This window comes from Nocardia sp. PLKS1-43 (assembly GCF_059510335.1).
Genome location: NZ_JCAJZQ010000001.1, coordinates 1359895 through 1384722, shown reverse-complemented (window position 1 = coordinate 1384722; position 24828 = coordinate 1359895). Strand labels below are relative to the sequence as shown.

The window sequence follows — 24828 nt, the reverse complement described above, 5'->3', positions numbered from 1 at the left end:
GGGCCGATACCCGCGCGAGCCGGCGCGCGTACCACGGGAGTGATCCGGGACCGCGTCAGTGTGGAGCACCAGGGTTGGCAACAGGTTGGCGCCGCCGGAGCCCTGCGGCGGCGAAAGTGTTCAGTCCGCGAGCGCGGCGTGCAGGCGCGCGGTCACCGCGGCGCGGCGCGGATCCCCGGGCCGCAGCAACGCCAGCGCGTGCTCGTGCACCTGCACGTCCTCGGGGCAGCGGAGGCCGAATTGCACCGCGTGCGTCGCGCACGGGCTCTCCAGCACCGCGGTGCGCACACTCACCGCCAGGGCATCGCGCCACCGCACGATGGCGGGGGTGTCCGATCCGGGCAGCAGCGGCCCGCGATACAGCCGCAGCGCCGCGGTCAGATCCCCGGCGGCCAGCGCGTCGCGCAGGTCCACCGCGTCGCACGAGATCGGCCGGGTCAGCAGGTAGCGGCGGCTGGCGATCTGTCCGCCGGTGGCGTGGCGCAGATGTGACACATCGGCTTTGAGGGTGCCCGCCCCGACCGCCCGGTCCCCGTAGATCGCGGTCTGCAGTCGCTGCGGGGTGAACCCCTCCGGTTCGAGCGCCAGCAGCGTGAGGATCTCGAGCCGGCGGGGCCGCAGCCGCACCGCGCATCCCGCCCGCGACAAACTCGCCCCGCCCAGGACCTGCAAGCGCAGATCGGGCTGTTGTCCGGCGGGCAGATCCGCGGGCAGCTGCGAACGGATCGCGGTCGCCAGCGCGCGCACGGTCGACAGCGCCAGCGGGTGCGAGCGTTCCCAGCTGGTGGACAGGTCGATCACCCCGAGCCGGCGCCCGTCGGGGGCGTTGATCGGCGCGCTGTAACACACCCAGCTGTGCAGGGCCGCGAGCAGATGCTCGGCGGAGAACACCGTGGCCGGCTGCCCGGTGCACAACGCCAGCGACATCGCGTTGGTGCCCATGTGCGGCTCGTCCCACCGGCCGCCGGGAGCGAAGTTGAGCTGTTCGGCCCGTTTACGCAGCACCCGCCCGCCGGACACCCACAAGATGGTGCCGCGCTCGTCGGTGACGCACGCGGTGAATCCGGAGCCGTCGGTGATGCTGTGCAATTCGTCGGCCAGCGCGGTCACCGGCGCGCGCAGCGGCGAATGCGCCCAGCGGGTGGCGATCTCGTCGTCGTCGGCGGGCGCGGCGCGACGGTCGGGATCCACGGTGCTCAGCGAACGCCGCCAGGACTGGGCGACCTCGCTGCGCAACATGGTGTGCCCGGAACTGTTGCGCGGCAGCGGTTCCGGGGCCAGGGCGTGCGGGATCGCCCAGCGGGCCCACTCCTGTTCCAGGGCGGCGCGCTGCTGGGTGAGCGTGCGCGACTGCGGCATGGTCACCAACCTCGTCGTCGGGCGAAGTCCGGGCGCTGCACCCATGATTGCGCATACCGGACCCGGTCGCGGGGAAATTGTCGGACCGGGCTGGTAGACAGGAGACCATGAGCCCATCGTTCCGGTTCGGCGTCAACATGTTCCTCACCGATTCCAAGAAGTCCTGGATCGAAAAGTGCCGCAGGGCAGAGGGTTCGGGCTTCGATGTCCTGGGCGTGGCCGATCATCTGGGATTTCTGGCCCCGCTGCCGGCGATGCTGCTGGCCGCCGAGGTCACCGAGCGGGCGCAGGTCAACTCCTTCGTGCTCAACGTCCCGTTCTACAACCCGACGCTGCTCGCCCGCGAGGTCGCCACCCTCGATCTGCTCACCGACGGCCGCGTGGAACTCGGCCTGGGCGCAGGCTACGTGAAATCCGAATTCGACGCCGCCGCAATCGAATTCCCCAGCGCGGGCCGCCGCGTCGCGCAGGTGGCGCACACCGCTCGCACCCTGCGCGCCACCTTCGCCGACCCGGCCTGGCGACCCCGTCCGGCCCGCGCGGGCGGCCCGCCGCTGCTGATCGCCGGATGGGGCGAGCGGATGCTGCGCGTGGCCGCCGAACACGCCGACGTGGTGGCCTTCACCGGCGGCGGCACCAGCGACAGCGGCCTGATCACCGCCGGTACCCCCGAGGATCTGGACCAGCGCGTCGCGGCCGTGCGCGAGCTGCTGGGCGAGCGCCGCGACAGCACCGAATTCAACATCCTGATCCAGCAGCTGGCCGCCCCGGACGAACGCGCCGCCCTGCTCGAACGCCTGGTCCCCAACCTGCCCGCGGGTGCGGCCGAACGCGCCGAGGAGCTGCCGATGCTGTTGCTGGGCACCCCCGAGCAGATGGCCGATCAGCTCCGCGAACGCCACAAGCGGTACGGGATCAGCTATTTCACCGTCCTGGAACCGATGATGGACAAGATGGCCCGCGTCATCGAACTGTTGCGCTGAGCCCTATTTGTTCAGGAAGATGCCCGCCACGTCGGCGTTCTTGATCGGCGTGGCGGCGTTGCGCTGATTGCTGCACAGGAAATTCACCGACACCATCGTCGCATCCACCGTCGTGCCCGCCGGTTCGTGATCATTGTTGGTCTGCTGCTTGATGAACTTGGTGATCGTCATCCGCTGCGTGTCCTGATCCTGCTTCACGTAATCGCTGCACGGGGTGTCCCCACCCTTGTTCAACGCCTTCTGCACATCGCTGCACCCGCTCAGAAGCGTTGCGGCAACGCCCATCACACCCACACCGGCGGCCATCCATCGCAGGGACTGCATCACGATCTCCTCTGCCGCACGCCGAGCCGACCCCGGCGATCCCGCCCGCCAGCTTAGAGGCTGCACACAGTGCACGTCGCGGAACGTACCGCTACCCTACGGCGGTGAGTTCGTCGCGCATCGCCGCACCACTGTCGGTGTCCTCGGTATCGGATCAGCTGGGATTGGTTTCCGCGCACCCACCGCTGTGGGTCATCGCCGCCACCGCGGCCGCGGCATTGCTGCTGGTGCTGTACACGCCGGTGTGGCGGATCCTGCGCACCGCGGTCACCATCGCCCACGAAGGCGGGCACGCCCTGGTCGCGGTGCTGACCGGACGCACCCTGCGCGGGGTGCGCCTGCACTCGGACACCTCCGGGGTCACCGTCTCGCGCGGAAAGCCGTACGGCCCCGGCATGATCCTGACCACGATGGCCGGCTACCCCGCCCCCTCGCTGCTGGGCCTGGGATGCGCGGCACTGCTGGGCATCGGACGGCTGACCCTGATGCTGTGGCTGGTCGTGGCCGCGCTGGCAATCCTGCTGCTGTTGATCCGCAACTTGTTCGGCCTGCTCGCGGTGATCGTCGCCGGAGCGGCCGTGTTCGCCGTGTCCTGGTACGGCGACGTCGTCGTGCAGGGCGTCTTCGGTTACGCGGTGGCCTGGTTCCTGCTGTTCGGGGGCCTGCGCGCGGTCGCGGAACTGCAACGCGTGCACGTGCGCGGCGACGGCTCGGACGCGGACCAGCTCGCCCACCTCACCCGCCTGCCCGCATTCCTGTGGGTGCTGGTGTTCGCCGCGATAACACTGGCCTGCCTCGTGGGCGGCGCCCGCCTGCTGCTGACGCCCTGGCCGTTCCACTGACCTGGCTCTACCCTCGTCTCAGGGCCGCGAACCCTGCCCGGCGTATTCGCGCCACCGCCGCGCCTCACCCGCGCTTCCACTTCGATCCAGCAGTTCGGCCAAACCCGTCATCGCCCGCACGTCCCCGTGTTCGGCCGCCGCGCGCCACCACCGCTCGGCCTCGTCGAACGCACCGCCCTGGAACCGCACCGCCCCCAGGTCGTACGCCGCGCCCACATGTCCCAGATCCGCTGCCTGCCGCCACAACTCGCACGCCTGATCGGTCTCACCGCGTCCGTGCATCGCCACTCCCAGCTCGTACAGCGCCCCGCTGTACCGCGACTCGTGGGTCGGCGCGGCCCGAATCCCCACCTCCACCACCAATTCCGCGAAATCCGGCGCACCCACACCGGTACTGCACCGCAACACCGGCTCACCGTCGGGCGACCGATCCACCAGCACTCCGTAATTGCCCGCCCACGACACCGTCTCACCATCGCCGCACAGCCACACCGGTGTCAGCGCGAACCGCGCATCCGGGCCCGCGCCGCACAGTTCGATCTCCACACCCCCGCTCATCGCCTCGGTCCACACATCCACCCCACGCAGACGCCGATCCGCCAGCGCCACATACCCGCTCAACACCGACACCGCGATACCCACCCCGAACACGCCCGCCGGGGGAGCCGCCCGCCGCAACGTCAAACTCAGCACCGTCGGATCCGCGCCCAGCGCCTCGCAGAACATCGGCTGCACCACCTGCCCCTGCCACCGCACCGGCTCGGTCCCGCCGTACCTCGCGGCCAGCGGCCCAACCGAAACGTCTTGCTCGTCATGCCGATCCGGCCCGGTCATCGTGCCCGCCGCCTTTCGCCGAAGGTGTCCCGGGAAAACTCGCGCCATACCGCGATACCCGTACCGGAACGACAAACACCCTGCCCCCGAACGTCTTCCAGCACACGCACCGCCCCGAACCAGCCGAACGGTATGCGCGACATGCCTCATTGCATTCGCCCGCAATACTATTCACACTCCGCGCGCCGCGCCGCGCGAACCATCCGGCCGCACCACCGACGAGTGCCGCGACCTAGCGTGCCCGGGGATCGAGGACACGCCTTGCCCGGCAGCAACCCTCTGCGCGACCGCCCCGGCGCTGCGCTCGGCCCCCGGCGCGCCCGGCACAAAGCCCGGGGCACACGCAAGGCGCGCGCAAGCCCGGCGCAATCGCTCACCGGCACCGTGAGACCCATGAGCGAATCATTCGATGTCGTGGTCGCCGGAGCCGGACCCGTCGGGCTCATGCTGGCCTGCGAATTGCGCCTCGCCGGCGCGCACGTCCTGGTGGTGGACCGCCTGCCCGCCCCCGACGTCACCGTCAAAGCGGGCTCGATCAACATCCCCACCGCGCAAGCCTTCGACCGCCGCGGCCTGCTGCCGCAACTGACCGAACGCCACCGCGCGATGATCGCCCGCCTCGCACCCGCCCTGGCCGCGACCGGGCCGGCGGCGCGCGGGCCCGTGGGCCACTTCGCCGGAATCTGGCTCGGCCACAACGACATCGACGACACCGACCCTGCCTTCGCCGAACTCGGCCCGGTGCGGCAAGCCTGCATCGTCCCACAGCAGGGCATCGAGGAAATCCTCACCGCCCACGCGAGCGCACTCGGCGTCCCGATCCGCCGGGGCGCCGAGGTCACCGGTTTCACCGACGACAGCGACAGCGTCACCGTCTGGCTCGGCGACACCGTCGTGCGCGCGAGCTGGCTCGTGGGCTGCGACGGCGGCCGCAGCACTGTACGCAAACTCGCCGGATTCGATTTTCCCGGCGTCGATCCGCTGATCACCGGCCATCAGGCCATCGTCGAGATGCGCGGTGCCGAAGCCCTGCGTCCCGGTTGGAACTGCACCGACACCGGCATCTATGTCCACGGGCCCACGCCCGGACGCATTCTGACCGTGCAACTGGACGGACCGCCCGCCGACCGCACCGCCCCGGTCACCGCCGCCGAACTCCGGCACGTCCTGCGCGCGGTGTCGGGAATCGGGGTCGAGATCACCGCCGTGCACTCGGCCACCCGTTTCACCGACAACACCCGCCAGGCCACCGACTACCGCAAAGGCCGCGTTCTGCTGGCCGGGGACGCCGCGCACGTGCATTCCCCGTTCGGCGGGCAGGGCCTGAACCTGGGCATCGGCGACGCGGTGAACCTCGGCTGGAAACTCGCCGCTGTCGTCGCCGGGCACGCTCGCGCGGATCTGCTGGACACCTACACCAGCGAACGTCATCCGATCGGGGAGTGGGTGCTGCACTGGTCCCGCGCCCAGGTCGCCATCATGCGCACCGACCCGCACAGCCGCGCCATGCGCGCGGTCACCGCCGAACTCCTGGCCACCCGCGACGGCGCGACCAGCATGTTGAAGAAGATCTCCGGCATCACCCACCGCTACGACCTCGGTGACGCGCACCCCCTGCTCGGCACCGTCATCCGCGATATCGCCCTGGCCGACGGCACCCGTCCGGCCGAACACTGCGTCGACGGAAAGGCCCTGCTTCTCGATTTCGCGGACACACCCGAACTACGCGACATCGCCGCACCCTGGCAACGCATCGTCCGCGTGGTCACCGCCAAACCCATTGAGCCGCATGATCTTTCGGGTATCTTGGTCCGACCCGACGGAATCGTCGCCTGGGCCGCGCCCGAGGGCGTCACCGGCCTGCGCGAGGCCCTGACCCGCTGGTTCGGCGCACTCGCATGATGTCCGGTCCGAACACGCCGCGATCATCGTATTCACCGTGGCCGTCGGCGCGGGGGCGCGGGGCCTGCCGGTCATCCTGTCCGCCGACGGCGGGTGCGGCCGCTGGATCGGTTCGATCAGGTCGGGCCGATGCGGCGATCGGCGCGACCGGGCCGCGCATATTCGCGGTGGCCCACCGGATTGCCCGTACCGACTCCGGCGCGTTCCGGCAGCAGCGGCATGAACTACTACATAATGTAGTGGAATCGCGCTACGGTGACCTCACCACACGCACACACAGGGGAGATACAGCCACATGCGAGCCCTCACCCGCACCCTGCACTACCTCCGAGCCCTCTCCGCCGCCCGCCGCCACCGCACCGACCTGCTCGGCTGGCTCGTGCGCAGACCGTGGCTCCTGGTCGGCACCGGCACCTACGAAACCGCCCTGCTGCTGAGCAACCGACTCGATCCCCGCCTCAAAGAACTCGCCGAACTCAAAACCGCCGGCCTCATCGGCTGCGAGTTCTGCCTCGATATCGGCTCCGCGCTCGCACACTCGAGCGGCCTGAGCGAACGACAAATCACCGACCTGCCCGCCTACACGACCAGCGACGCCTACACCGAGGTGGAAAAACTCGTCCTCGCCCTGGCCGAGGCGATGACCCGCACCCCGGCCACACTCGACCTGGAGGACCTGCGCACCCAGCTGCTGACCACCCTCACCAAAACCCAATACGCCGAACTCGCCGCCACCATCTCCTGGGAAAACCAACGCGCCCGCCTGAACCAGGCCCTCGGCGTACGACCCACCGGCATGTCCGACGGCAAGACCTGCGCCCTGCCGCAACGCCCCGAGAACTGATCCGAAACCCGCACCGGCACAATATCTCCGGCCCGGTGTTGCGGGCCGGTTTCGACCCGGCGGGAGGTGGATCGCGAAGTGCTGTGCCGGGTCGACGAATTCGACCCGGACCATACGGCCGGGATGACCGGCCCGGCAGTCGGCATTCGGGCCGCACGCGGCCCGCGAGTCTGCGGGCCGATCAGGATCCTCAACCTCTACTGCCGCAATGATTCCCGACGTGCCACGCCGGCAGCCACCGCACCGACCAGGCACCGGTTCGGCGGGGCGGACGGCCGCCATCGGACGGGGTGAGCACCGGGGTTCGGGGCAACCGGGGCGGTCGGTGCACGCTCTCGCCGTCGAGCTGGTGCCCGACGTGGTCGTCAGCTGCCCCAGTGCGTGCTGAAGGCGCGGGCGGGGTTGGAAACGAAAGCGGCGGCGTGCCCCTCCCCGGCATGCGCCAGCCGCGGACGAGTCCGGGCACTGCGCGCGCGCCGGGCAGCCAGCCCCACCTGAGCACGACACGCACACACAGCGGTGCCCCCGGACCGCAACGGCCCGGGGGCACCACCACAGCGGATCAGGCCAGATCGAACCGATCCAGGTTCATCACCTTCACCCACGCCGCGACGAAATCGTCGACGAACTTACGCTTGGAATCATCCTCCGCGTACAGCTCGGTCAACGCCCGCAACTGCGAATTCGAACCGAACACCAGATCCACCCGGGTACCGGTCCACTTCAGCTCGCCACTGGCGCGATCCTTACCCAGATAGGTGCCGTCATCAGCCGGCGACGGCTCCCACGCGGTGCCCATATCGGTCAGATTCACGAAGAAATCCGTGGACAGCACACCCGGACGATCGGTGAGCACACCGAGCGAGGACTTCTGGTAATTCGCGCCCAACACCCGCAGGCCACCGAGCAGCACCGTCATCTCCGGCGCACTCAACGTCAGCAGATTCGCCTTGTCGATCAGCATGTACTCCGCCGAGGACCGGTTCCCCTTGCCCAGGTAGTTCCGGAAACCATCCGCGGGATACTCCAGCGCCGAGAAGGACTCCACATCGGTCTGCTCCTGCGTGGCATCGGTACGCCCCGCGGTGAACGGCACCTCGACCTCGAAACCGCCGTCCTTGGCGGCCTTCTCCACCGCGGCCGAACCCGCCAGCACCACCAGATCCGCGAACGAGATCTTCTTCCCGCCCGACTGCGCGGCGTTGAACGAGTCCTGGATACCCTCCAGCACCCGAACCACCTGAGCCAACTCGTCGGGCTCGTTGACCTCCCAGCCCGCTTGCGGCTGCAGACGAATCCGCCCGCCGTTGGCGCCACCACGCTTGTCACTGCCACGGAACGACGACGCCGCCGCCCACGCGGTCGAAACCAGCTGCGCCACAGTCAAACCCGACTCCAGCACCTTGGCCTTCAGCGCCGCCACATCGGCCGCGTCCACCAGCTCGTGATCCACCGCCGGAATCGGGTCCTGCCACAGCAGCACCTCCGAAGGCACCAGCGGACCCAGATACCGCGCCACCGGACCCATATCGCGGTGCGTCAACTTGTACCAGGCCTTGGCGAACTCATCCGCCAGCTCCTGCGGATTCTCCAACCACCGCCGGGTGATCTGCTCGTAGATCGGGTCGAACCGCAACGCCAGATCCGTGGTCAACATCGTCGGCGTATGCGTCTTGCCCGCCACATGCGCGTCCGGCACGGTGCCCGCACCGCCGCCGTTCACCGGAATCCACTGCCACGCACCGGCGGGAGACTTCTGCAACTCCCACTCGTACCCGTACAGGATCTCGAGGAACGTGTTGTCCCACTTCGTCGGCGTCGTGGTCCAGATGCCCTCCAGGCCGGAGGTCACCGCATCCTTGCCCACACCGGTGCCGTTGCCGTTCTTCCAGCCCAGACCCATCTGCTCCAGCGGAGCGGCCTCCGGCTCCGGACCGACCAGATCCGCATTGCCGTTACCGTGCGTCTTGCCGAACGTGTGACCACCCACGATCAGCGCCGCGGTCTCCACATCGTTCATCGCCATCCGCGCGAACGTCTCACGGATATCCACCGCGGCCCGCTGCGGATCCGGATTGCCGTTCGGGCCTTCCGGATTCACATAGATCAGGCCCATCTGCACCGCGGCCAGCGGATTCTCCAGATCCCGCTCACCGGTGTACCGCTCGTCGCCGAGCCAGATGCGCTCCGGGCCCCAGTACACGTCCTCCTCGGGCTCCCACTGATCCTCGCGGCCGCCACCGAATCCGAAGGTCTGGAAACCCATGTCCTCCAGCGCGACATTGCCCGCGTACACGATCAGATCCGCCCACGACAGATTCTTGCCGTACTTCTTCTTCACCGGCCACAACAACCGGCGCGCCTTGTCCAGGCTCGCGTTGTCCGGCCAGCTGTTCAGCGGCGCGAACCGCTGCATACCCGCACCGGCTCCACCACGGCCGTCGTTGACGCGGTAGGTGCCCGCGGCATGCCATGCCATCCGGATGAACAGCGGACCGTAGTGGCCGAAGTCGGCCGGCCACCAGTCCTGCGAGGTGTGCATGACCTCGACGATGTCCTGCTTGACCGCCGCCAGATCCAGGGTCTTGAACGCCGCGGCGTAGTCGAAGCCCTCGTCCATGGGGTTGGCCACGGCCGGGTTCTTCTGCAGGATCTTCAGATTGAGCTGCTCGGGCCACCAGTCCCGGTTGCTGCCGCCTTCCGACGGGTACTTCAGCCGGCCGTGCGCCACGGGGCAACCGCCCGCAGCGGGTTCGGTGTTCGCCTCTGCAATAGGCGGGTGTTCCTCAGCCACGGTGTTCCTTTCGAGAGTGGGGATAATTCGGGCTGTTTTCAGATTCGAGATTGCGAACTGTGCTGGGCTGCAAAGCAATCGGGGCACAGACCCCAATACACGACCTCGGCCTCGTCCAGGACGAAACCGTTGGTGTCCGATGCGGTCAGGCAGGGCGCCTCACCGACGGCGCAGTCGACATCGGCGATGACCCCGCAGGATCGGCACACGACGTGGTGATGGTTGTCGCCGACCCGGGTCTCGTAGCGGGCCACCGACCCCATCGGCTGGATGCGTCGAAGCAGGCCCGCTGTCGTGAGCGCGCGCAAGACGTCGTAGACGGCCTGATGGGAGACCGTTCCGAGGGTTTCGCGCACCCGGTTCAGGATCGAGTCGGTATCGGAATGGGGACGCTCGTGCACCGCGGCCAGAACCGCGATCCGCGGGGCGGTCACCCGCAGAGCGGCACCGCGCAACATGCGCTCGAACTCTGCTGTAGTGGACACACTCAAGATTATGACTCATTCAAGTCTTAAGGGGGAGGGGTTCGCGAAAATTCTCAGGTTCCGCCCGAACATCCCACCCCGGACTGTGACGCCCGTCTCCGAATCATGATCAATGCGGCAGAGAATACCGATCTTGTTCGCTCACGTCCGGATTATCGGCGGCACGAAGATGAACAATCGGCTGCACACCAACACACTGCCCGCACACCCGGTCGAAACGGCCCGGAACGGTCAGCGCGACCGCTGCCCCGGCAGGTCTCCCGCGCGCGCCGCCGTCACCGGGGGAGACGGCCGCACTGTCGATGCGATTACCGGAACAGGAGAACGCCACCGCGGACCGGTCCGGGCGCCCGCGGTCGCGATGCCGCGGCATTCGACCAGGGAAAGTTCTGGTTCATGCGGATCGGCCGGCAGCCGCCCAGTCCGGTGCGACGCCGCCACAGATCCCGCCCATCGTGTCCGGCCGCAGCACGCGGAGCATCGCCCATCACGAAGGCCTCCCAGGAACCAGGCCGCCCAGCCAAGATCGTGTCGACGCCACCGGCATTGATCGCCCATGTAGACGGCCCAGTCGATCCGCAGCGCCGCGCGAGAGTCCACACCTGACGGTTGATTCGTCAGCGCGCTCGCCGCCGTCGTCGAGTGGCTACCGGACAAGGGGGACTCTGACAGTACCCGTACCGCGGGGACCTTCTCGGCGTCTGGATCGCCGCCTAGCTTGCTATGAGAAATGTTCGGGCACCAACGAGAAAGTCGACACGGGTGAACAGCCAATTCGCAACGCATACAGAGCTTTTCGATCTGAGCGGTAAACGCGCCCTCGTCACCGGTGGCACCAGGGGCATCGGGATGATGATCGCGCGCGGGCTTCTCCAGGCGGGCGTCCGCGTGGTGATCAGCTCACGCAACGCTGAAGCGTGCGCTCGAGCGCAGGAACAGCTGTCCGAATTCGGCGACGTCTGGGCGGTCCCCGCTGATCTGTCCCGGCACGAGGAGTGCGAGCGCCTCGCTCACCTCGTCACCGCCGACTCCGGAAGTCTCGACATCCTGGTCAACAACGCGGGTGCAATGTGGGACGAGCCGTTGGCGACGTTCCCGGACGCTGCCTGGGACACGGTCGTCGACCTCAACCTGAAGTCGCCGTTCTGGCTGGTGCAGGCGCTGCTGCCCGCACTCCGCAGCGCTGGCACCGCCGACGATCCCGCGCGGATCATCAACATCGGCAGCATCGCCGCCATACACATTCCCCAGCGGCCCAACTACTCGTACTCCAGCAGCAAGGCCGCACTACATCAACTCACCAGAGTGCTCGCCAAAGAGCTTGGCCCGCAACATATCACGGTGAACGCGGTGGCGCCGGGACCGTTCCCGTCGAAGATGATGGCCGCAACCCTCGACGAGTTCGGCGAAGCCATCGCGGCGTCGGCCCCGCTGCGCCGGATCGGCCGCGACGACGACATGGCGGGTGTCGCCGTATTCCTCGCCAGCCGGGCAGGCGCATACCTGACGGGCACCGTCGTCCCCGTCGACGGAGGGATCGCTACAACCGCGTGAGCCTTCGGCGACAACTTCACGGACGCGGCCCGAACCGAGCAACTTCACCGACCTCACACTCATCCCCGCCCCGGCTCGACGTGTCGGTGCCCCGGTCTGCCGGACGCCGAGGCCGCAAGGTACTGGCGGTACCTCCCTACGCCTGCGGGTGCGGGCCTACGGTGAGTGGATGGTCGCCACGCTTGATCTGCGCACCGAGATCCGAGAGTTTCTGAGGTCGCGTCGCGCCCGCATCGCGCCCGAGATGGCCGGACTGCCCACCTACGGTGGTAAACGTCGGGTCAAGGGCCTACGTCGAGAAGAGGTGGCACTACTCGCCGGGGTCTCGGTCGAGTATTACGTGCGCATCGAGCGCGGCAGCCTGGCCGGCACCTTCTGCCCCAGCATCCGGCCCGCCGACCTGCACCCCCACGTCCTGCGGCACAGCTGCGCGATGGCGCTGCTGCACGCAGGCGTCGACACCGCGGTCATCGCGCTCTGGCTCGGTCACGCCGACATTCGATCCACCGGGATCTATCTCCACGCCGACATGACCATCAAACAACGCGCTCTCGACCAAACCACCCCAACCACGACACCACCGGGCATCTATCGCCCGACCGACAGCCTCCTGGCCTTCCTCGAAAGCCTGTGATCAGGCCGATCACCAGCTCCGCACCACAGACCGAACACGCTGCGCCACTTACCATCCCAGATCACGCGGCGGTCGGCTCCGCATAGTCCCGGCCTTGGCATAGGTCGATCTATGCCGACGTCGGCATAGATCGACGAGGTCGGCTACATCCCGTTCGAGAACGAGGCCGCGAACCTGTTCTTCCAGCTCGTCTCGGCCCGCTACGAACGCGCCAGCCTGATCGTGACCAGCAACAAAGTCTTCGGCCGCTGGGGCGAGGTCTTCGGCGACGACGTCGTCGTCGCCGCGATGATCGACCGCCTCGTCCACCACGCCGAGGTCATCGCCCTCAAAGGCGACAGCTACCGGCTCAAGAACCGCGACCTCGGCCGCGTCCCCGCCGCCGGCACAACAGAAGAATGACACCATCAACCCACCGGCCAGATGGTCAACATTGAGGTTCCGTCAGATGGTCCGGATTGGGGATCAGGCACAAATTTCGTGACTTGGCCAGCTGGATTAGCTAGTCGCTCAACAGGATTCGCTTCCGGAGAAGGCCCCGTTTCGCGCGCCCGAACATCTGGCGTTTGACCGTCTTGATTCGGTTGACGTGGCCTTCGACCGGGCCGCTGCTCCAGGGCAGTGTCAGCCCGGCGGTGACCGCATCGAGGTCGCGGCGCAGGCCGCGGACGAACGAGTGCATGGCCGGGAAGTCGTCGGTGTCGACGGCTTTCATCCACTGCTCGAGTTCGCGGCCGCGGAGCTGGCGCATGAGCGTAGCGAAAGCACGGACGTGACCGGCCAAGCCGGTGAGTTCGGGGCTCGCGGCCATGATCGTCTCGAGCTGTTGACGATCCTCGGGTGCGAGGTTGGCGGGGTCGGTCATGATCCAGGTGACGACGCAGCGAACCGAGGGTGGTTTGCGGACCAGGCGCGGAACACGGCCGGTCGTGCGGAATGGGTGCAGGTAGTTCATGACGGTCTTGGCTCCGCCTTGGTAGCCGCGGGCTTTGATCTCGTGGAAGAGCTCGGTGGCGTTGGTGCAGCCCTGGTTCCATCGCTGATGCAGGTAGGGTTTGAACTCCTCCAGCAGGCTCGGACGCTGTCCGGTGCCGTTGTTGACCAGCAACTCCGCTTTTCAGATGGTCGGGGACCAGGCCGTAGACGAGCCGATGCCCGCGGCCCGCGCGACGATCACGGCCGCGATGGCGCTGCGATGGCCTGGGCACGGTTGGGGAACCGTGACCGCCGGACGGCGCGGACGGCGTGCCACAAACGAAAGTAGCCCTCTCGTCGGGTGCTGCTGTGCCGTATGCCTGGCCGGTCGATAGGTCATGGCCGATTGCCGCACCTCGACATCATGAAAAGTTCTCCGCACCAGCAACTGCCGAACAGCTTCGACCCGTAGTGCTTGATCCGGACCCGGGCCTACAGTGATCGATTTGATACCCGAGTACAAGCCTTTGCGCCGAAACTGCCGATGGCGGTGGGTGTTCGACACGCGGTCACCGAATGCGACGGTATCGACGTACAGCAAGGTCGCGGTGGTCACCGGATACAGCAGTGCGTGGTCGACGAAACACAACCCGGTGGGCCGTGCCTGATTGCGATTCATGTCGGCCCCGAGGATTCGTAGCGGCCTGTCATCGCCGCATGCGGCCACGACGACAGTGGTATCCCACCCGCCGAGTGAGCGGTCGAACAGTCACCCGCCAGCGTGTGTGACGGCGTCGGCCACATCGAGGGCCACGATGTGGAGCCGGTACGTGGCGCACTCCCGATCACGTGTGCCGGTCTCACCCCGGTCCGACGCGGCCTGTGATGCCAGATGGCTGGAACGGTCCGCCAGTGCACTGGTCACCGCTCCCGCTTTGCTCCGATTCATCGGTTGCTCTGGACGCTCGGCCGCGCCGGCAGGGGCGAGTAGCCGGCCGGGCCGAGGTCGTGACAGATGGGTACCAGGGACGCGAGATTCCTGTACTCCGGGCCTGGTGTGCGCATGGTGTCTCCGCTCGTGATCGTTGTTGACGCAATCCGGTAGGGCGCGCCGATTCCCAGGACATGGAAAGAGCACATAGTTATGTCGATCCTGCCCCGGGAATGCGACTAGCCAACCGGCTAGTCGATAAATTAGTTCATCGTCCGGCGACAAGCAAGGGGTCGATGTCCCGTCCGCCGCCGAAGGCGATCGGGTGCAATTGGAACATGCTGGAAAAGCGGTCGGCATCGTCCGAGTTCTTCCTGGCGTGCAATTATGGATGCCGATCCTGTGGCAGACCGGTCCGTAGTGGCGCACGCGGAATACCGCAGGGCCGCCGACGAAAAGCTTTGCCTCTTCAGCGTGTGCCGAAGCGGAGGCGCACAGCACCCCTGGACGAACAGCTAGCCATTCGGCTAGCATCCATGAGCTGGGTGGTGACCGCTGCTGGTGCGAGTCCAGCTCCTTCCGGAGGCCGGACTCACCGCCTTCGCGGGGGCGGTGAACCAAGGAATGGAGACGTACCATGGCCGACGTAGTAGTCGGTTCCGGCGGTAGTTTGTCGGCCCGCGTCCTGGCTTACGAAGCAACACTCGAGAGTCTGGTCAAGGCTGCGAAGAATTCACGATTCACTGCGGCGGATTGGGGCCCGTTACGTGAATTCGTTGCGGTAGACGAGTTCGAACGCGTCGGTCATCGGCTGGATGTGATGAACTGGCATCAGTACACCGAGTTCTTGACCAAATGGGCGTGGATGACGGTCTTCGAAACTGATATGCGCCACATCGCCGAGCTTCCGGGAGTGGTTTATTTCGAGATCGAGGAACGTCATATTCGTGGCGGGTATTGCGCAGCGGCGAACTCGTTGAACGTCTTCCGATTCACCCCTGATGGCAAGATCTGTCGTCTGGACGTCTACATGCAACACCGTTCCCAAGGGTGAAGCTCGGCGCTCGTGGGCGCCGGTTGTTCGGGCCGGCCTCGACTGCTCCCGGAGGCGAGCCCGGCGCTGGCGGCTGTTACCGGGGAGTATTCGACGGGTCCCGGGGGCGCTGGATGAAGTGCTGTTTATCTGTGCTCGCGGGTTGGTCGTGGCTGCGATGGGCCCGGGTGTGGTGGTGGTTCGCCGGTATGGGGGTAGTCGTGGGCGATGAATCTGCTCGGTACCAGGACCGAGGCGCGCAGGCCACCGTATTCGGATTCGGTGAGCCGCACCGACATTCCGTGTCGCGCGCACAGTTGCGCGATCACGAACAGACCGAGGCGTGAGTCGCGGGACAGTGCGGCCACCGCGAAATCGGGTTGCTCGGCCAGGAGGGCGTTGGCTCGGTCGAGTTCGTGAGCGTTCATGCTCATGCCCTGGTCGCTCACGTGAACCAGGATGCCTGCCGTGTTGAGGTTGGCTTCGACTCGCACCGGGGTGTGCGGCGGTGAGAACGCGGTGGCGTTGTCCATCAGTTCGGCCAGCAGGTGGACCAGATCGGCCACCACGGCGCCGTCCATGAGCACATGGGGGAGCCGTCCGGTGTGCACTCGGGGGTAGTCGAGGGTTTCGCTGATCGCACTGCGGACCAGTTCGATCAGTGGTACGGGGTGGCGCCATTGGCGGCCGGTACCGGTGCCGGACAGGATGGCGAGGTTCTCGGCGTTGCGGCGTTCGCGGGTGGCGAGGTGATCGAGCCGCAACAACACGTCGATGACTGCTGGATCGAGTTGTCCTCGTTCGGCCTCGTCTAAAATCTCCAGTTGCTGATGGGCCAGGACCTGGCTGCGGTGCGCGATGTTCGCGAACACCGCGCGCACCCCTTGACGGGTGCGGGCTTCGGTGATGGCCGCGGTCACCGCGGCGGTGTAGGCGCGGTTGAACGCATCGGCCACCGACCCGATCTCGTCGTGACCGAAACGCAGTGTTGCGGTGGCGATCTCGGGTTCGGTTCGTGTACCGGAGGCGAGTGCGGCCATGATCGCGGGCAGCTGCTGTCCGGTCAGAGCGGCGGTCGCGGCCCGTAACCGCTCGAGTCTGCCGATCACCCGGTTCGCCAGCAGCATCGACAGCACCAACGCCAGGGCGGCGGCCATCGTCCCGACGGCCCCTTCTGTCAGTGCGGTACGTTCGCTGCGGGCGCTGGTGGCGGCGGTGTGCTGCTGCGCCTGCTGGTCCTGCGCGCCCCACAGCGCGACGAGTTCGTCCTCGACCTGCCCGGTGGCGTCCTGATAGGAGTCGATCGGTATAGCAGGCAGAGGTAACGCGGTGGTATCAGCGGACGCGGCGGTTGTCGACGGCCACGACAGCACAGCGTATTCGGCGGCGGTGGTCTGCTGCCACTGCGGTGAGCCGATGATCGCCGCGAGCCGCTGGGCATAGGGCTGATCCAGTTCCTTGGCCAGTTCGGCGGCCTGCAGGTGGTAGTAGCCGACCAGGTCACGGTAGGTCGGCGCCAGCGCCGGGGCCAGCCCGGTCACCGACGTCGCGGCGATGGTCAGCGCCCGGGCCCGTGACATCGACTCCACCATGCGCAGCAGGCTCAGGGTGTGGGTCAGCGACAGCGTCGAAGCAGGGTCCGGAGAGTATTCCCGCACCATCTGAGAGCCCTGGTCCATCCCGTCGAGCAGACGGCTGTAGAACGCATAGGTCTCGGACACGGTCGCCTGATCGGTGTCGACCTTGTTGCGCAGCAACGATAATCCGGCTCGGAGAGTGTCGAACGTGCGGGCCGCGTCATCGAGGTGCCGGCTGGTTCGCCGGTACGCGGCCTCCACAGCGGCCATCCCGGCCAAGGCGGTGTCGAATCTCCCCCGCGCGTAGGCGAGGGCTCCGGGCACCAGCGTGCCACCGGTCAACTGCTGAATCGACAGCAACCGTTCCTGATCGACCGCCAGCACCAGGTCCCGCACCGGTGCCACCGTGGATTCCTGCACCCTGGCGTAGTTCGAGGTGTGTCGCGCTTGGAGCAGGAGATGACCGACACCCAGGACGGTGAACCCGAGCAGCAGGATATTGGGAATGAGCACTATCGTCAGGATCCGCCCGCGAATCCCGGAGAACCAAGGCAGCACTGCCATGATCTGTTACCACTTCGTGAAAGGACAACCTCGCCCGCACATTCCGAAGCACGTGCACCGCAACAGGTTTCGAGAAACGAGACGTCCAGATGAGGGCCCGCCGTCACAACGACCGAAGGGCTTCGTGTCGTCGTATCGGCCGGCCCAGGCGTACAGGGAGCAAGCTTTCCTACTTGCGTCGTGTGAGCGCGCCGTCGCCCGGGTCGGTTACTTGGCGGCGGTGAGCAGTCCGGCCTGCGTGCGGGCGATCATCGCGGACCACAGCGTCCATTGTCCCGACGGGATCAGCGGGTCGAAACCGGTGAGTGTGGCGACTCGTTTGAGCCGGTAGTCGACGGTGTTGACGTGGATGTTGAGCCGGTGGGCGATGGCTTGGCGGCTCAGGATGCCGGGCAGGTGCAGGCGCAGGGTCTGCATGAGGTGCGGGGCGTGTTCGATGGGGGCCAGTACCGCGGCGAGTTGGTCGCGGGCCGGGCCGGGGCGGGTGAGCTGGTATTCCACTGCCAGGTCCGTGAGCCGGTACATTTTGCCGATGCGGCCGAATACCAGTGCCAGGTCGAGGATTTCGTGTGCGTGGCGCACCGCGCCGGCGATCGCGCCCGGCGCCGCGGAGGTGGTGGCCGCGGTGAGGCCGACCCCGGCCGCCGTGGAGAGCCGGGTGAGGATGCGGTCCAGGACGCTGTCGTCGAGGGGGGAGGGGATCAGCAGGGTGCCGCCCTGATCGGACAATCGCGCCAAAGCTGTTCGGCCGGTGCGGCGTTCGAGTTCGAGGGTCACCCTGGTTCGCGCGTCCGGACGCAGCGGACCGTTGCGGCCGCGCAGGGGAAACGCTACCGCGACCACCGCGTAGGAACGGGCGAGGGCGATGCCGCATTCGCGGGACAGCGCGGTGGGGTCCTGCCCGTCGAGCAGTGCTGATATCAGGCGCTGCCGGGGGGATTGCCGGTCGCCGAGTTCGGTCAGGTACGCGGTGGATATCGTGGCCAGCGCCGAGGTGAGGGTTGCCACGATCTGCTCGGGCAGGCCGGAGTCGGTGGCGGTGTACGGGTTCGGGCGGTAGGTGTGCACGACACGGTCGGTGAGGTATTTGTGCACCGTTTCCAGCGGTATCCCCGCTTGCGCCCATTCCACCGCGGCGGTTTCGGCGTCATGGGTGATCCGGGCGGTGGCGGCGCACTCGATGATCGAGTTGACCAGGGCACGGGAGGTTCGGGTCTGCATCGGGTCGGAATCGATGGACAGTGGTGCGAGGGTGAGAGACATCGAATCACCTGGTCTTCGAGACAATCGACGAGGCGGGCGTGGGCGGCGCCGATGATGAACGGGACGTTCCGGGCGGGGATGAGTCTTGCCGGGCGCGGCCGTGGGCAGAGTCGTAGGCATAAATATCATCCGCGAATCGGTGAGGGCTCGTCGCGCGTCCAGGGAAACCATGGGCTGCCCGTTTCCGAGAAATGACACATAATATTTCGGTGCGGTTCGCCTGTGGGAGATCAGTGGCGAGGCGCGAGACCTGTCCGCACGCTTCGAACAATGCGTAGGCAAAGGTCCATGAACGAACGCGACGGCCTTTTCGGTCGATATGCTGCGTCTACTCACCGTAGCCTCCGTCGCTCGTCGTCGAGTCGTGAACGGTGAGCGGGGGAGAATATCGCGAACTGTGAAATACAACCACCAGCTAGCCGATCAGCTAGGAAGAGGCTAGCCGAACGGCAAGCCTGCGGCAAGGCTTACTCCGGCAGTATTTCTGCGCCGGCGGCGCAGACAGGCCTGGCGAGGTCGATCGCCTCGCGCGACGAGCCGAAATCTGCTGGCGACGAGGTCAGCTGGGCAGTCGGAAGAGCCGTTGCGTCAAGTGCATCAAATGCGATCGCAGAGTGGCGTCGTCGAAACTCGCGACCAGCGGATGCGAGGCCGCACCGCCGATCGCCGCCATCAGCATCGAGGCCGGGACCTGCGTACTTCCGGCCGCATCGCCCGTTTCCAGGACCGCGAACAACCGATCCATGACCCGGTGGAACGGCTCGTAGTCGGCCAGGAACTCCACGATGACCGGATCGGTCTGCAACATCCCGACCAGGCCACGCCGTTCGATGGTCAGATCGATCATCCGGCTCAGCAGCAGCTCACGTGCGGTCACATCGCACTGCTCGGCCTCCGCCGCGTCGACCGCGGCCTCGAGCCAGGCCAGTTCGGTGCTGGCCACACCGAGCACGATCTCGAACTTCGTGCGGAACTGGAAATAGATCGCCGCCTTGGTCACCCCGACCGCGTCCGCAATCATCTGCAGTGACGTTCCGCTCACGCCGTGCTGACCGAACAACTCCACCGCGGCGGCGATGGTACGGGTCTGCGCCGGACTATACGGACCGGGACCGGCCGGATTGGTCAGCGTGGTGTCGACGGAACTCACACGATGAGAATAGGTGATGTTTCATCGAGCCGGTAGCCGAGTCGTGGCGACGACGCAGCTGTGGCCGGAATGAGGTTTTCCGCGCCCGCCCCTGTTGGTTTCCCGGATATTCGTTCCATGGATTGAGCCTTCCCCACCAGGAGGTTAGCGTCGTTCCTGCTGTCCAATGGGGATTCGATTCTTCCGGCAATCCACGGCGGCACAGTTGGTTTGCGCTCGAGCCCTGATGCCCGGCTTTGTGGAATAACGCGGGTCGCTGCGATACGAGGTGATCGGCGCGACCGCCATTTCTCGTTTTCTTTTTCCTGGAGGTTGGTCGATGTCTGCCCGCAACGGTCGTTCGCTTTCCCGGGTGATGGCGATGGTTGCCCGAAGGCCTTTGCCGAGCCTCGTCCCTCACGCCGCGGGCTCGATCATGTGAGCCGTGCCGGCGGTCCGAAGCCATTGCGCCCGCAGCGCTGGCCGAAACCTGGCTCGAATCCTCCTAGGCGGCAGAGCATCTCGCGGGCGCAGACAACCTTTGCCCGGCCGGGTCGCGGACCGGGGACATCGACAGGAGTACCGCGATGACCAAGGTCGCGCTGAGTATTGTGCAGCATGCGAATCAGCTGGTGATTACCGACGGCTACACGCATCGGGATGGCATCTCCCGATGCGTTCAGGGCTACCTCGAGGTGCTGGAAATGCATCGCGCGTACGGGATCCCGATGTCGTTGCATCTATCGGGGACTCTGCTCGAGGCGATGTTGTGGCATCGGCCCGGACACGTCGACGAAATGCGGGAGCTGGTGGGCGGGGCGGGCATGGGGCTGCTGGGCGGCACCTACTCCGAGCCGATCATGCCGACGCTCACCCCGCCGATGAACCGCCTGCAACTGGCCACCATGCGCGATCTGCTGGCCGAGCACTTCCCACAGGATGCGGAGCGAGTTGAAACCGCCTGGCTGCCCGAACGGGTGTGGGACCCGCAACTGCACGGTGTGTTCACCGACCCGAGCTTGCCCGGTGGCCCCTACCGGCGGGTGCTGGTGGATGATCGTCTCCTGGCGGCCGGTCGGCCGTCTCGCCCGCACGGGCCGTTCCAGTGGGCCGATCGTCGTCGGCCGCCCTCGTACCACCCGGGCCTGGTGGATACGGATTCGCTGCGGCCGCGCGTCTCGATCGTCGGCGGGCAGCGGCTGACGATGGTGCCGATCTGCTCCTATCTGCGGTACCTGTTCCCGCCCAGGACCGCTCCGCAATGGAACTTCCTGGAGCGGATGCTGGCCGACCTGTCCGCGCGCGCCGAGGCCGGAGAGCAGATTCTGCTCGTCTACGCCGACGACATGGAACGCTCAGCGGGAGTGGGAGGTTGGGAACCGGCGATCAAAGAATACGAACATCTGCTGCAGTGGCTGGCAACCAGCGAATCCGTGGAGGTGGTCGAGTTGGACAGCTGGCTGGACCGGCACCGTTTCCCCGAACGCGGCGCGGTTCCCGCCGGGTCCTACTACGAACTGGAACTCGAGTGGGGCGCGAGCGCCGACTTCACCGGCTGGTCGCAGGACCCGCAATGGAGGCCCTATGCCGAACTGCTGGGGTCGGTGCAGACGATGATCGCCACGGCCGAAGACCAGCTGTCGTGGCATCGCGGCGCGGGCGAGTTGCTCACCCTGGCCTGGCGTGTGCTGATGATCGGCCAGCACGAAACCGCGTGGCGCGACCCGGTATTCGGATGCCTGGACGGGTCGCAGCGGCACCTGGCGCCGTGGGTGCGTGCCACCGCCGCGCACGCCGCACTGGCACGCCCGTTGGTGAAGGCGGCGTACTGGGCGGCCGATGGTGGCTGCACCGCTCGTGCCGAACAGACCGACATCGATGAAGACGGAGAGACCGAACTCATCCTGGCCGACCGCCGGATGTGGTGTGTGATCTCCCCACAGCGGGGGGCCCGGCTCACTCTCATGTGCCATCGAGACAACACCGGGTGCGCAGTGATCGTGGGCAACCCCGCTGACGATTGGAACTACCAGGAGGAACTGCACCGATTCATGGACCAGCCCGCGGCGCACCCCGGCGCACTCTCCCACCGGGACGACCCGCACGAGCAATGGTCGGTGCTGCGGACGCACACCCGCCACGGCGTCGCGGTAGACCTGTACCGCAAGGGGGACACCGCATGGGGCCGCCGCTACGCCCTAGTGGACGGGATCCCAGGATTGGTCGTGTGCCTGCGGGATGTCGAACCCGGCAGCGTCCTGGACAATTTCCTCACCCCCGACTATCTGCACGCGCTCACTCACGGCGACCGCGGCCAGCCGCTGACCGGACGACAGCTCGCCGGCCGGCGGCACGGCCAGCGGTGGAGCTGGCTGGGCTTCGACCCCGCTCAGGCGACTGCGACTCCGGACGATTCGGCCGCCGGGCACGGACATCTCCTCGGCCTCCGCACCGCCGGAACGTCCGCCGAGCTGATCATCGGGGCCGGAGTGGTGAGCGATCAGCAGATCGATACCTGGCTCACCCGAGCGCGCACCATCCTGGGAATCTGCCCGCCCGACCCGGCATCGGGCTCGGCTGCCGCCGAGCCGGGCGCGCTGGCAGGCGACCCGCGGTGAGCGGTCAACACGCCAAGCGGGCCGCGATCGGGCCGCTGCGGCTGCTGCTCCACGGCCCCCAGCGGCCTCGGATACCACCCGGAACACGTTTGCGGGCACAGGAATTCGAACATCACGACCAGCACACCGATACCGCGTCCCTGCGACAGATACTCCGCGCGCTGCCGGCCATCGTGCGAACGGTGACACGGTTGAGCTGGCAGATTTCGCCAGTGGTCGCGGTCGGGGTGCTGGTGTCGGCGCTGCTGTCCGGTGTTGCCTCCGCGACCGGCCTGTTGGCCGCCAACCACGTACTGACCGCGTTATTCGCCGCGGGCCCCACACCGCATCGAGTGCTCGGCGCACTGGGACAGATCGCCGTGCTGGCACTCGTCGTCGCCGCGCGGGCAGGGCTGGTATCGGTGGTCACCGCAGGTGGGGCACGGTTGGGGCCCGGGGTGCGCCGCATCGCCGAGTCCCGGCTGATCGCGGCCGCAGCATATGTCGATCTCAGCGCGCTGGACGACCCGGACTACCACGATGAGCTGCGCCGCGCCTTCGACCGTAGCCTGCCGATGCTGGAACAGGCTGTGACACAGTGTGTTTCGATGCTGACTGCGGTCATCACTCTGGGCGCTGCCACCGTGACAGTCGGACTGCTGCATCCGGTGCTTCCCGTCGCGGTGCTGTTATCGGCCTTTCCCGCGGCATGGTGCGCGGTGCGGTCCTCGCAACTGCGTCACCGCAGTCTGCACGAGATCGTCTCCTACGACCGGCGGGTGCGGATCCTCACCGACCTGCTGACCGACCGCGATGCCGCCGCGGAACTACGAGCCTTCGGCGCTCAGCCCGATCTGATCACCGAGCACGACAGCATCTGCGGAATCCGCGAATCGGTCGACAGCTATGTCGGCCTCGCGCAGGAGTACCACGCCGCGGTCGGCCGCACCGCGACCGGTCTCACTACGGTGGGCGTCTACGCCGTGCTGGGGGCCTTGTTGTACACCGGCGCAATACCTTTGGCCGTCGCGGCGACCGCACTGGTAGCGCTGCAGTCCGCGCACACCGCGGTGACCCAGCTGGCGCAGAGCACCACCCGGCTCCACGAACAGGGCCTGTTCGTCTTGGACTACCACCGTGTGCTGGCCACCTGCAACGACCGCACCCGACCCCAAACAGGTACGCAAGCGCCGCCGGCACCGCGAGTCATCGAACTCGACCGGGTCAGCTTCCGCTACCCGGGCTCACCCCTGCCCGCCGTACACGAGGTGACTGCGAGCATCAGCACGGGCCAGGTGATCGCGCTGGTGGGGGAAAACGGGTCGGGCAAAACCACACTGGCCAAACTCCTGGCTGGCCTCTACCTACCCGATGATGGTGAGATCCGCTGGGATGGAACAACTCTCACCGATTTCACTCCCGCATCGGTAGCCGCGCGCACCGCAGTGATCATGCAAACTCCCACCCGATGGCCCCTCACCGCCCGAGCCGCCGCCACCCTGGGGACCGATCCCGCAGCCGTGGACGAGCAACTACTCGCCCACGCCGCCCGCGCCACCGGTGCGGACCAGGTCATCGATCGTCTACCGGACGGTTGGGACACGTTGCTGAGCAACCAGTTCACCACCGGCCGCGACCTATCGGGCGGCCAGTGGCAACGCCTCGCCGCCGCCCGCGCCCTGTACCGTGACGCGGCGATCCTGATCGCGGACGAACCGACCGCCAGCCTGGACGCCCGAGCCGAAGCCCAACTGCACCACACCCTGCACCGACTCGCCCACGGCCGCACCGTCATCCTGATCACCCACCGCCTCACCACCGTCCGCATGGCCGACACAATCCTGGTCATGCACCAGGGAGAACTGATCGAAACCGGAACCCACGACGAACTCGTATCCACCGGCGGCCGGTACGCACAGATGTACCGCATCCAAGCAGGCCTGTACGCGCAGACCGGGTAGACGGTTGTCGATGAGGCATTCGGGTCAAGCCCTGCGTGCCTGCGCAAGCAGGTCGAGTAGTACGGCATCGACCGCGTTGTGGCACTCGTGTTGAATCCAGTGCCCGCGTCTTTGGTGATCGCGAACGCAGTGCTGCCGCGGCGAACGGTCTGTCGAACGCTGGTCTTTGACCACCGCGTTCAGTCGGCCTTCGCACGCCAAATCGTGTCGGCCGGCCCCGGGGCCGGGGACAGAGCCCGATTTCGGCGACCGGCACTCACTGCCAGCTCGCTCGGACGGTCAGGCCTGCGCCCTGCACGCTGC

At 67.2% G+C, this 24828-nt stretch carries 19 protein-coding genes and 2 pseudogenes; 11 read left to right on the top strand and 10 right to left on the bottom strand.

Annotated features, from left to right (window positions below):
• Positions 1-120 precede the first annotated feature (120 nt).
• Positions 121-1359 (bottom strand): AfsR/SARP family transcriptional regulator, encoded by a 1239-nt coding sequence (locus tag AC5WS7_RS06615; protein ID WP_495953409.1) that lies wholly within the window; start codon positions 1357-1359, stop codon positions 121-123.
• A 107-nt stretch (positions 1360-1466) separates the two neighbouring features.
• On the opposite strand from AC5WS7_RS06615, the gene AC5WS7_RS06610 reads away from it, so the two are divergent.
• Entirely contained in the window at positions 1467-2342 is an 876-nt protein-coding gene (locus tag AC5WS7_RS06610) for a TIGR03621 family F420-dependent LLM class oxidoreductase (RefSeq protein ID WP_495953408.1), read from the top strand.
• A gap of 3 nt (positions 2343-2345) precedes the next feature.
• On the opposite strand, the gene AC5WS7_RS06605 is transcribed toward AC5WS7_RS06610, so the two are convergent.
• Entirely contained in the window at positions 2346-2666 is a 321-nt protein-coding gene (locus AC5WS7_RS06605; RefSeq protein ID WP_495953407.1) for a hypothetical protein, read from the bottom strand.
• A 104-nt stretch (positions 2667-2770) separates the two neighbouring features.
• Between AC5WS7_RS06605 and AC5WS7_RS06600 the strand changes: the two genes are divergently transcribed.
• Complete coding sequence (locus tag AC5WS7_RS06600; RefSeq protein ID WP_495953406.1) at positions 2771-3508, top strand: M50 family metallopeptidase; 738 nt, start codon at positions 2771-2773, stop codon at positions 3506-3508.
• Between the two features lie 18 nt (positions 3509-3526).
• On the opposite strand, the gene AC5WS7_RS06595 is transcribed toward AC5WS7_RS06600, so the two are convergent.
• Positions 3527-4342 (bottom strand): tetratricopeptide repeat protein, encoded by an 816-nt coding sequence (locus tag AC5WS7_RS06595; RefSeq protein WP_495953405.1) that lies wholly within the window; start codon positions 4340-4342, stop codon positions 3527-3529.
• Between the two features lie 393 nt (positions 4343-4735).
• Between AC5WS7_RS06595 and AC5WS7_RS06590 the strand changes: the two genes are divergently transcribed.
• Positions 4736-6244 carry an FAD-dependent monooxygenase gene (locus AC5WS7_RS06590; protein ID WP_495953404.1) on the top strand — a complete coding sequence of 503 codons (1509 nt, stop codon included), beginning with the start codon at positions 4736-4738 and terminating at the stop codon, positions 6242-6244.
• Positions 6245-6539: 295 nt separating this feature from the next.
• A complete protein-coding gene (locus tag AC5WS7_RS06585) occupies positions 6540-7088 on the top strand; it encodes a carboxymuconolactone decarboxylase family protein (protein ID WP_495953403.1) in 549 nt (182 codons plus the stop codon).
• Between the two features lie 562 nt (positions 7089-7650).
• Here AC5WS7_RS06585 and katG read toward each other — a convergent pair.
• Positions 7651-9882: a catalase/peroxidase HPI gene (gene katG / locus AC5WS7_RS06580; protein ID WP_495953402.1), complete on the bottom strand. Its 2232-nt coding sequence runs from the start codon at positions 9880-9882 to the stop codon at positions 7651-7653.
• Positions 9883-9920: 38 nt separating this feature from the next.
• Positions 9921-10367, bottom strand: a complete 447-nt coding sequence (locus tag AC5WS7_RS06575; RefSeq protein ID WP_495953401.1) for a Fur family transcriptional regulator — start codon at positions 10365-10367, stop codon at positions 9921-9923.
• A 723-nt stretch (positions 10368-11090) separates the two neighbouring features.
• On the opposite strand from AC5WS7_RS06575, the gene AC5WS7_RS06570 reads away from it, so the two are divergent.
• From AC5WS7_RS06570 to AC5WS7_RS06555, 4 genes and pseudogenes are all read left to right on the top strand, one after another.
• Positions 11091-11921 carry an SDR family oxidoreductase gene (locus AC5WS7_RS06570; RefSeq protein ID WP_495953400.1) on the top strand — a complete coding sequence of 277 codons (831 nt, stop codon included), beginning with the start codon at positions 11091-11093 and terminating at the stop codon, positions 11919-11921.
• Between the two features lie 169 nt (positions 11922-12090).
• Positions 12091-12291, top strand: a pseudogene (locus AC5WS7_RS06565) (transcriptional regulator); the annotation flags it as partial.
• Complete coding sequence (locus tag AC5WS7_RS06560; protein WP_495953767.1) at positions 12268-12555, top strand: tyrosine-type recombinase/integrase; 288 nt, start codon at positions 12268-12270, stop codon at positions 12553-12555. The pseudogene AC5WS7_RS06565 and the gene AC5WS7_RS06560, both read left to right, overlap by 24 nt.
• A gap of 129 nt (positions 12556-12684) precedes the next feature.
• Positions 12685-12957, top strand: a pseudogene (locus AC5WS7_RS06555) (ATP-binding protein); the annotation flags it as partial.
• Positions 12958-13057: 100 nt separating this feature from the next.
• Here AC5WS7_RS06555 and AC5WS7_RS06550 read toward each other — a convergent pair.
• Together AC5WS7_RS06550 and AC5WS7_RS06545 are read right to left on the bottom strand one after the other, a co-directional pair.
• Positions 13058-13663, bottom strand: a complete 606-nt coding sequence (locus tag AC5WS7_RS06550; RefSeq protein ID WP_495953399.1) for an ISL3 family transposase — start codon at positions 13661-13663, stop codon at positions 13058-13060.
• A 9-nt stretch (positions 13664-13672) separates the two neighbouring features.
• Positions 13673-14086, bottom strand: coding sequence for a hypothetical protein (locus AC5WS7_RS06545; protein ID WP_495953398.1), 414 nt, complete (start codon positions 14084-14086; stop codon positions 13673-13675).
• A gap of 952 nt (positions 14087-15038) precedes the next feature.
• Here AC5WS7_RS06545 and AC5WS7_RS06540 point away from each other — a divergent pair.
• Entirely contained in the window at positions 15039-15455 is a 417-nt protein-coding gene (locus AC5WS7_RS06540; RefSeq protein ID WP_495953397.1) for a hypothetical protein, read from the top strand.
• Between the two features lie 125 nt (positions 15456-15580).
• On the opposite strand, the gene AC5WS7_RS06535 is transcribed toward AC5WS7_RS06540, so the two are convergent.
• The 3 genes from AC5WS7_RS06535 to AC5WS7_RS06525 form a co-directional block, all read right to left on the bottom strand.
• Complete coding sequence (locus AC5WS7_RS06535) at positions 15581-17575, bottom strand: sensor histidine kinase (RefSeq protein ID WP_495953396.1); 1995 nt, start codon at positions 17573-17575, stop codon at positions 15581-15583.
• Between the two features lie 207 nt (positions 17576-17782).
• Positions 17783-18838, bottom strand: a complete 1056-nt coding sequence (locus AC5WS7_RS06530; RefSeq protein ID WP_495953395.1) for a PucR family transcriptional regulator — start codon at positions 18836-18838, stop codon at positions 17783-17785.
• A 559-nt stretch (positions 18839-19397) separates the two neighbouring features.
• Positions 19398-19988 carry a TetR/AcrR family transcriptional regulator gene (locus tag AC5WS7_RS06525; protein ID WP_495953394.1) on the bottom strand — a complete coding sequence of 197 codons (591 nt, stop codon included), beginning with the start codon at positions 19986-19988 and terminating at the stop codon, positions 19398-19400.
• Positions 19989-20554: 566 nt separating this feature from the next.
• Between AC5WS7_RS06525 and AC5WS7_RS06520 the strand changes: the two genes are divergently transcribed.
• Both AC5WS7_RS06520 and AC5WS7_RS06515 read left to right on the top strand, forming a co-directional pair.
• On the top strand, positions 20555-22585 hold the full coding sequence (locus AC5WS7_RS06520) for a hypothetical protein (RefSeq protein WP_495953393.1): 2031 nt from the start codon (positions 20555-20557) through the stop codon (positions 22583-22585).
• On the top strand, positions 22582-24525 hold the full coding sequence (locus AC5WS7_RS06515) for an ABC transporter ATP-binding protein (protein ID WP_495953392.1): 1944 nt from the start codon (positions 22582-22584) through the stop codon (positions 24523-24525). Before AC5WS7_RS06520 ends, AC5WS7_RS06515 begins: the two co-directional genes overlap by 4 nt.
• Positions 24526-24828: the final 303 nt, after the last annotated feature.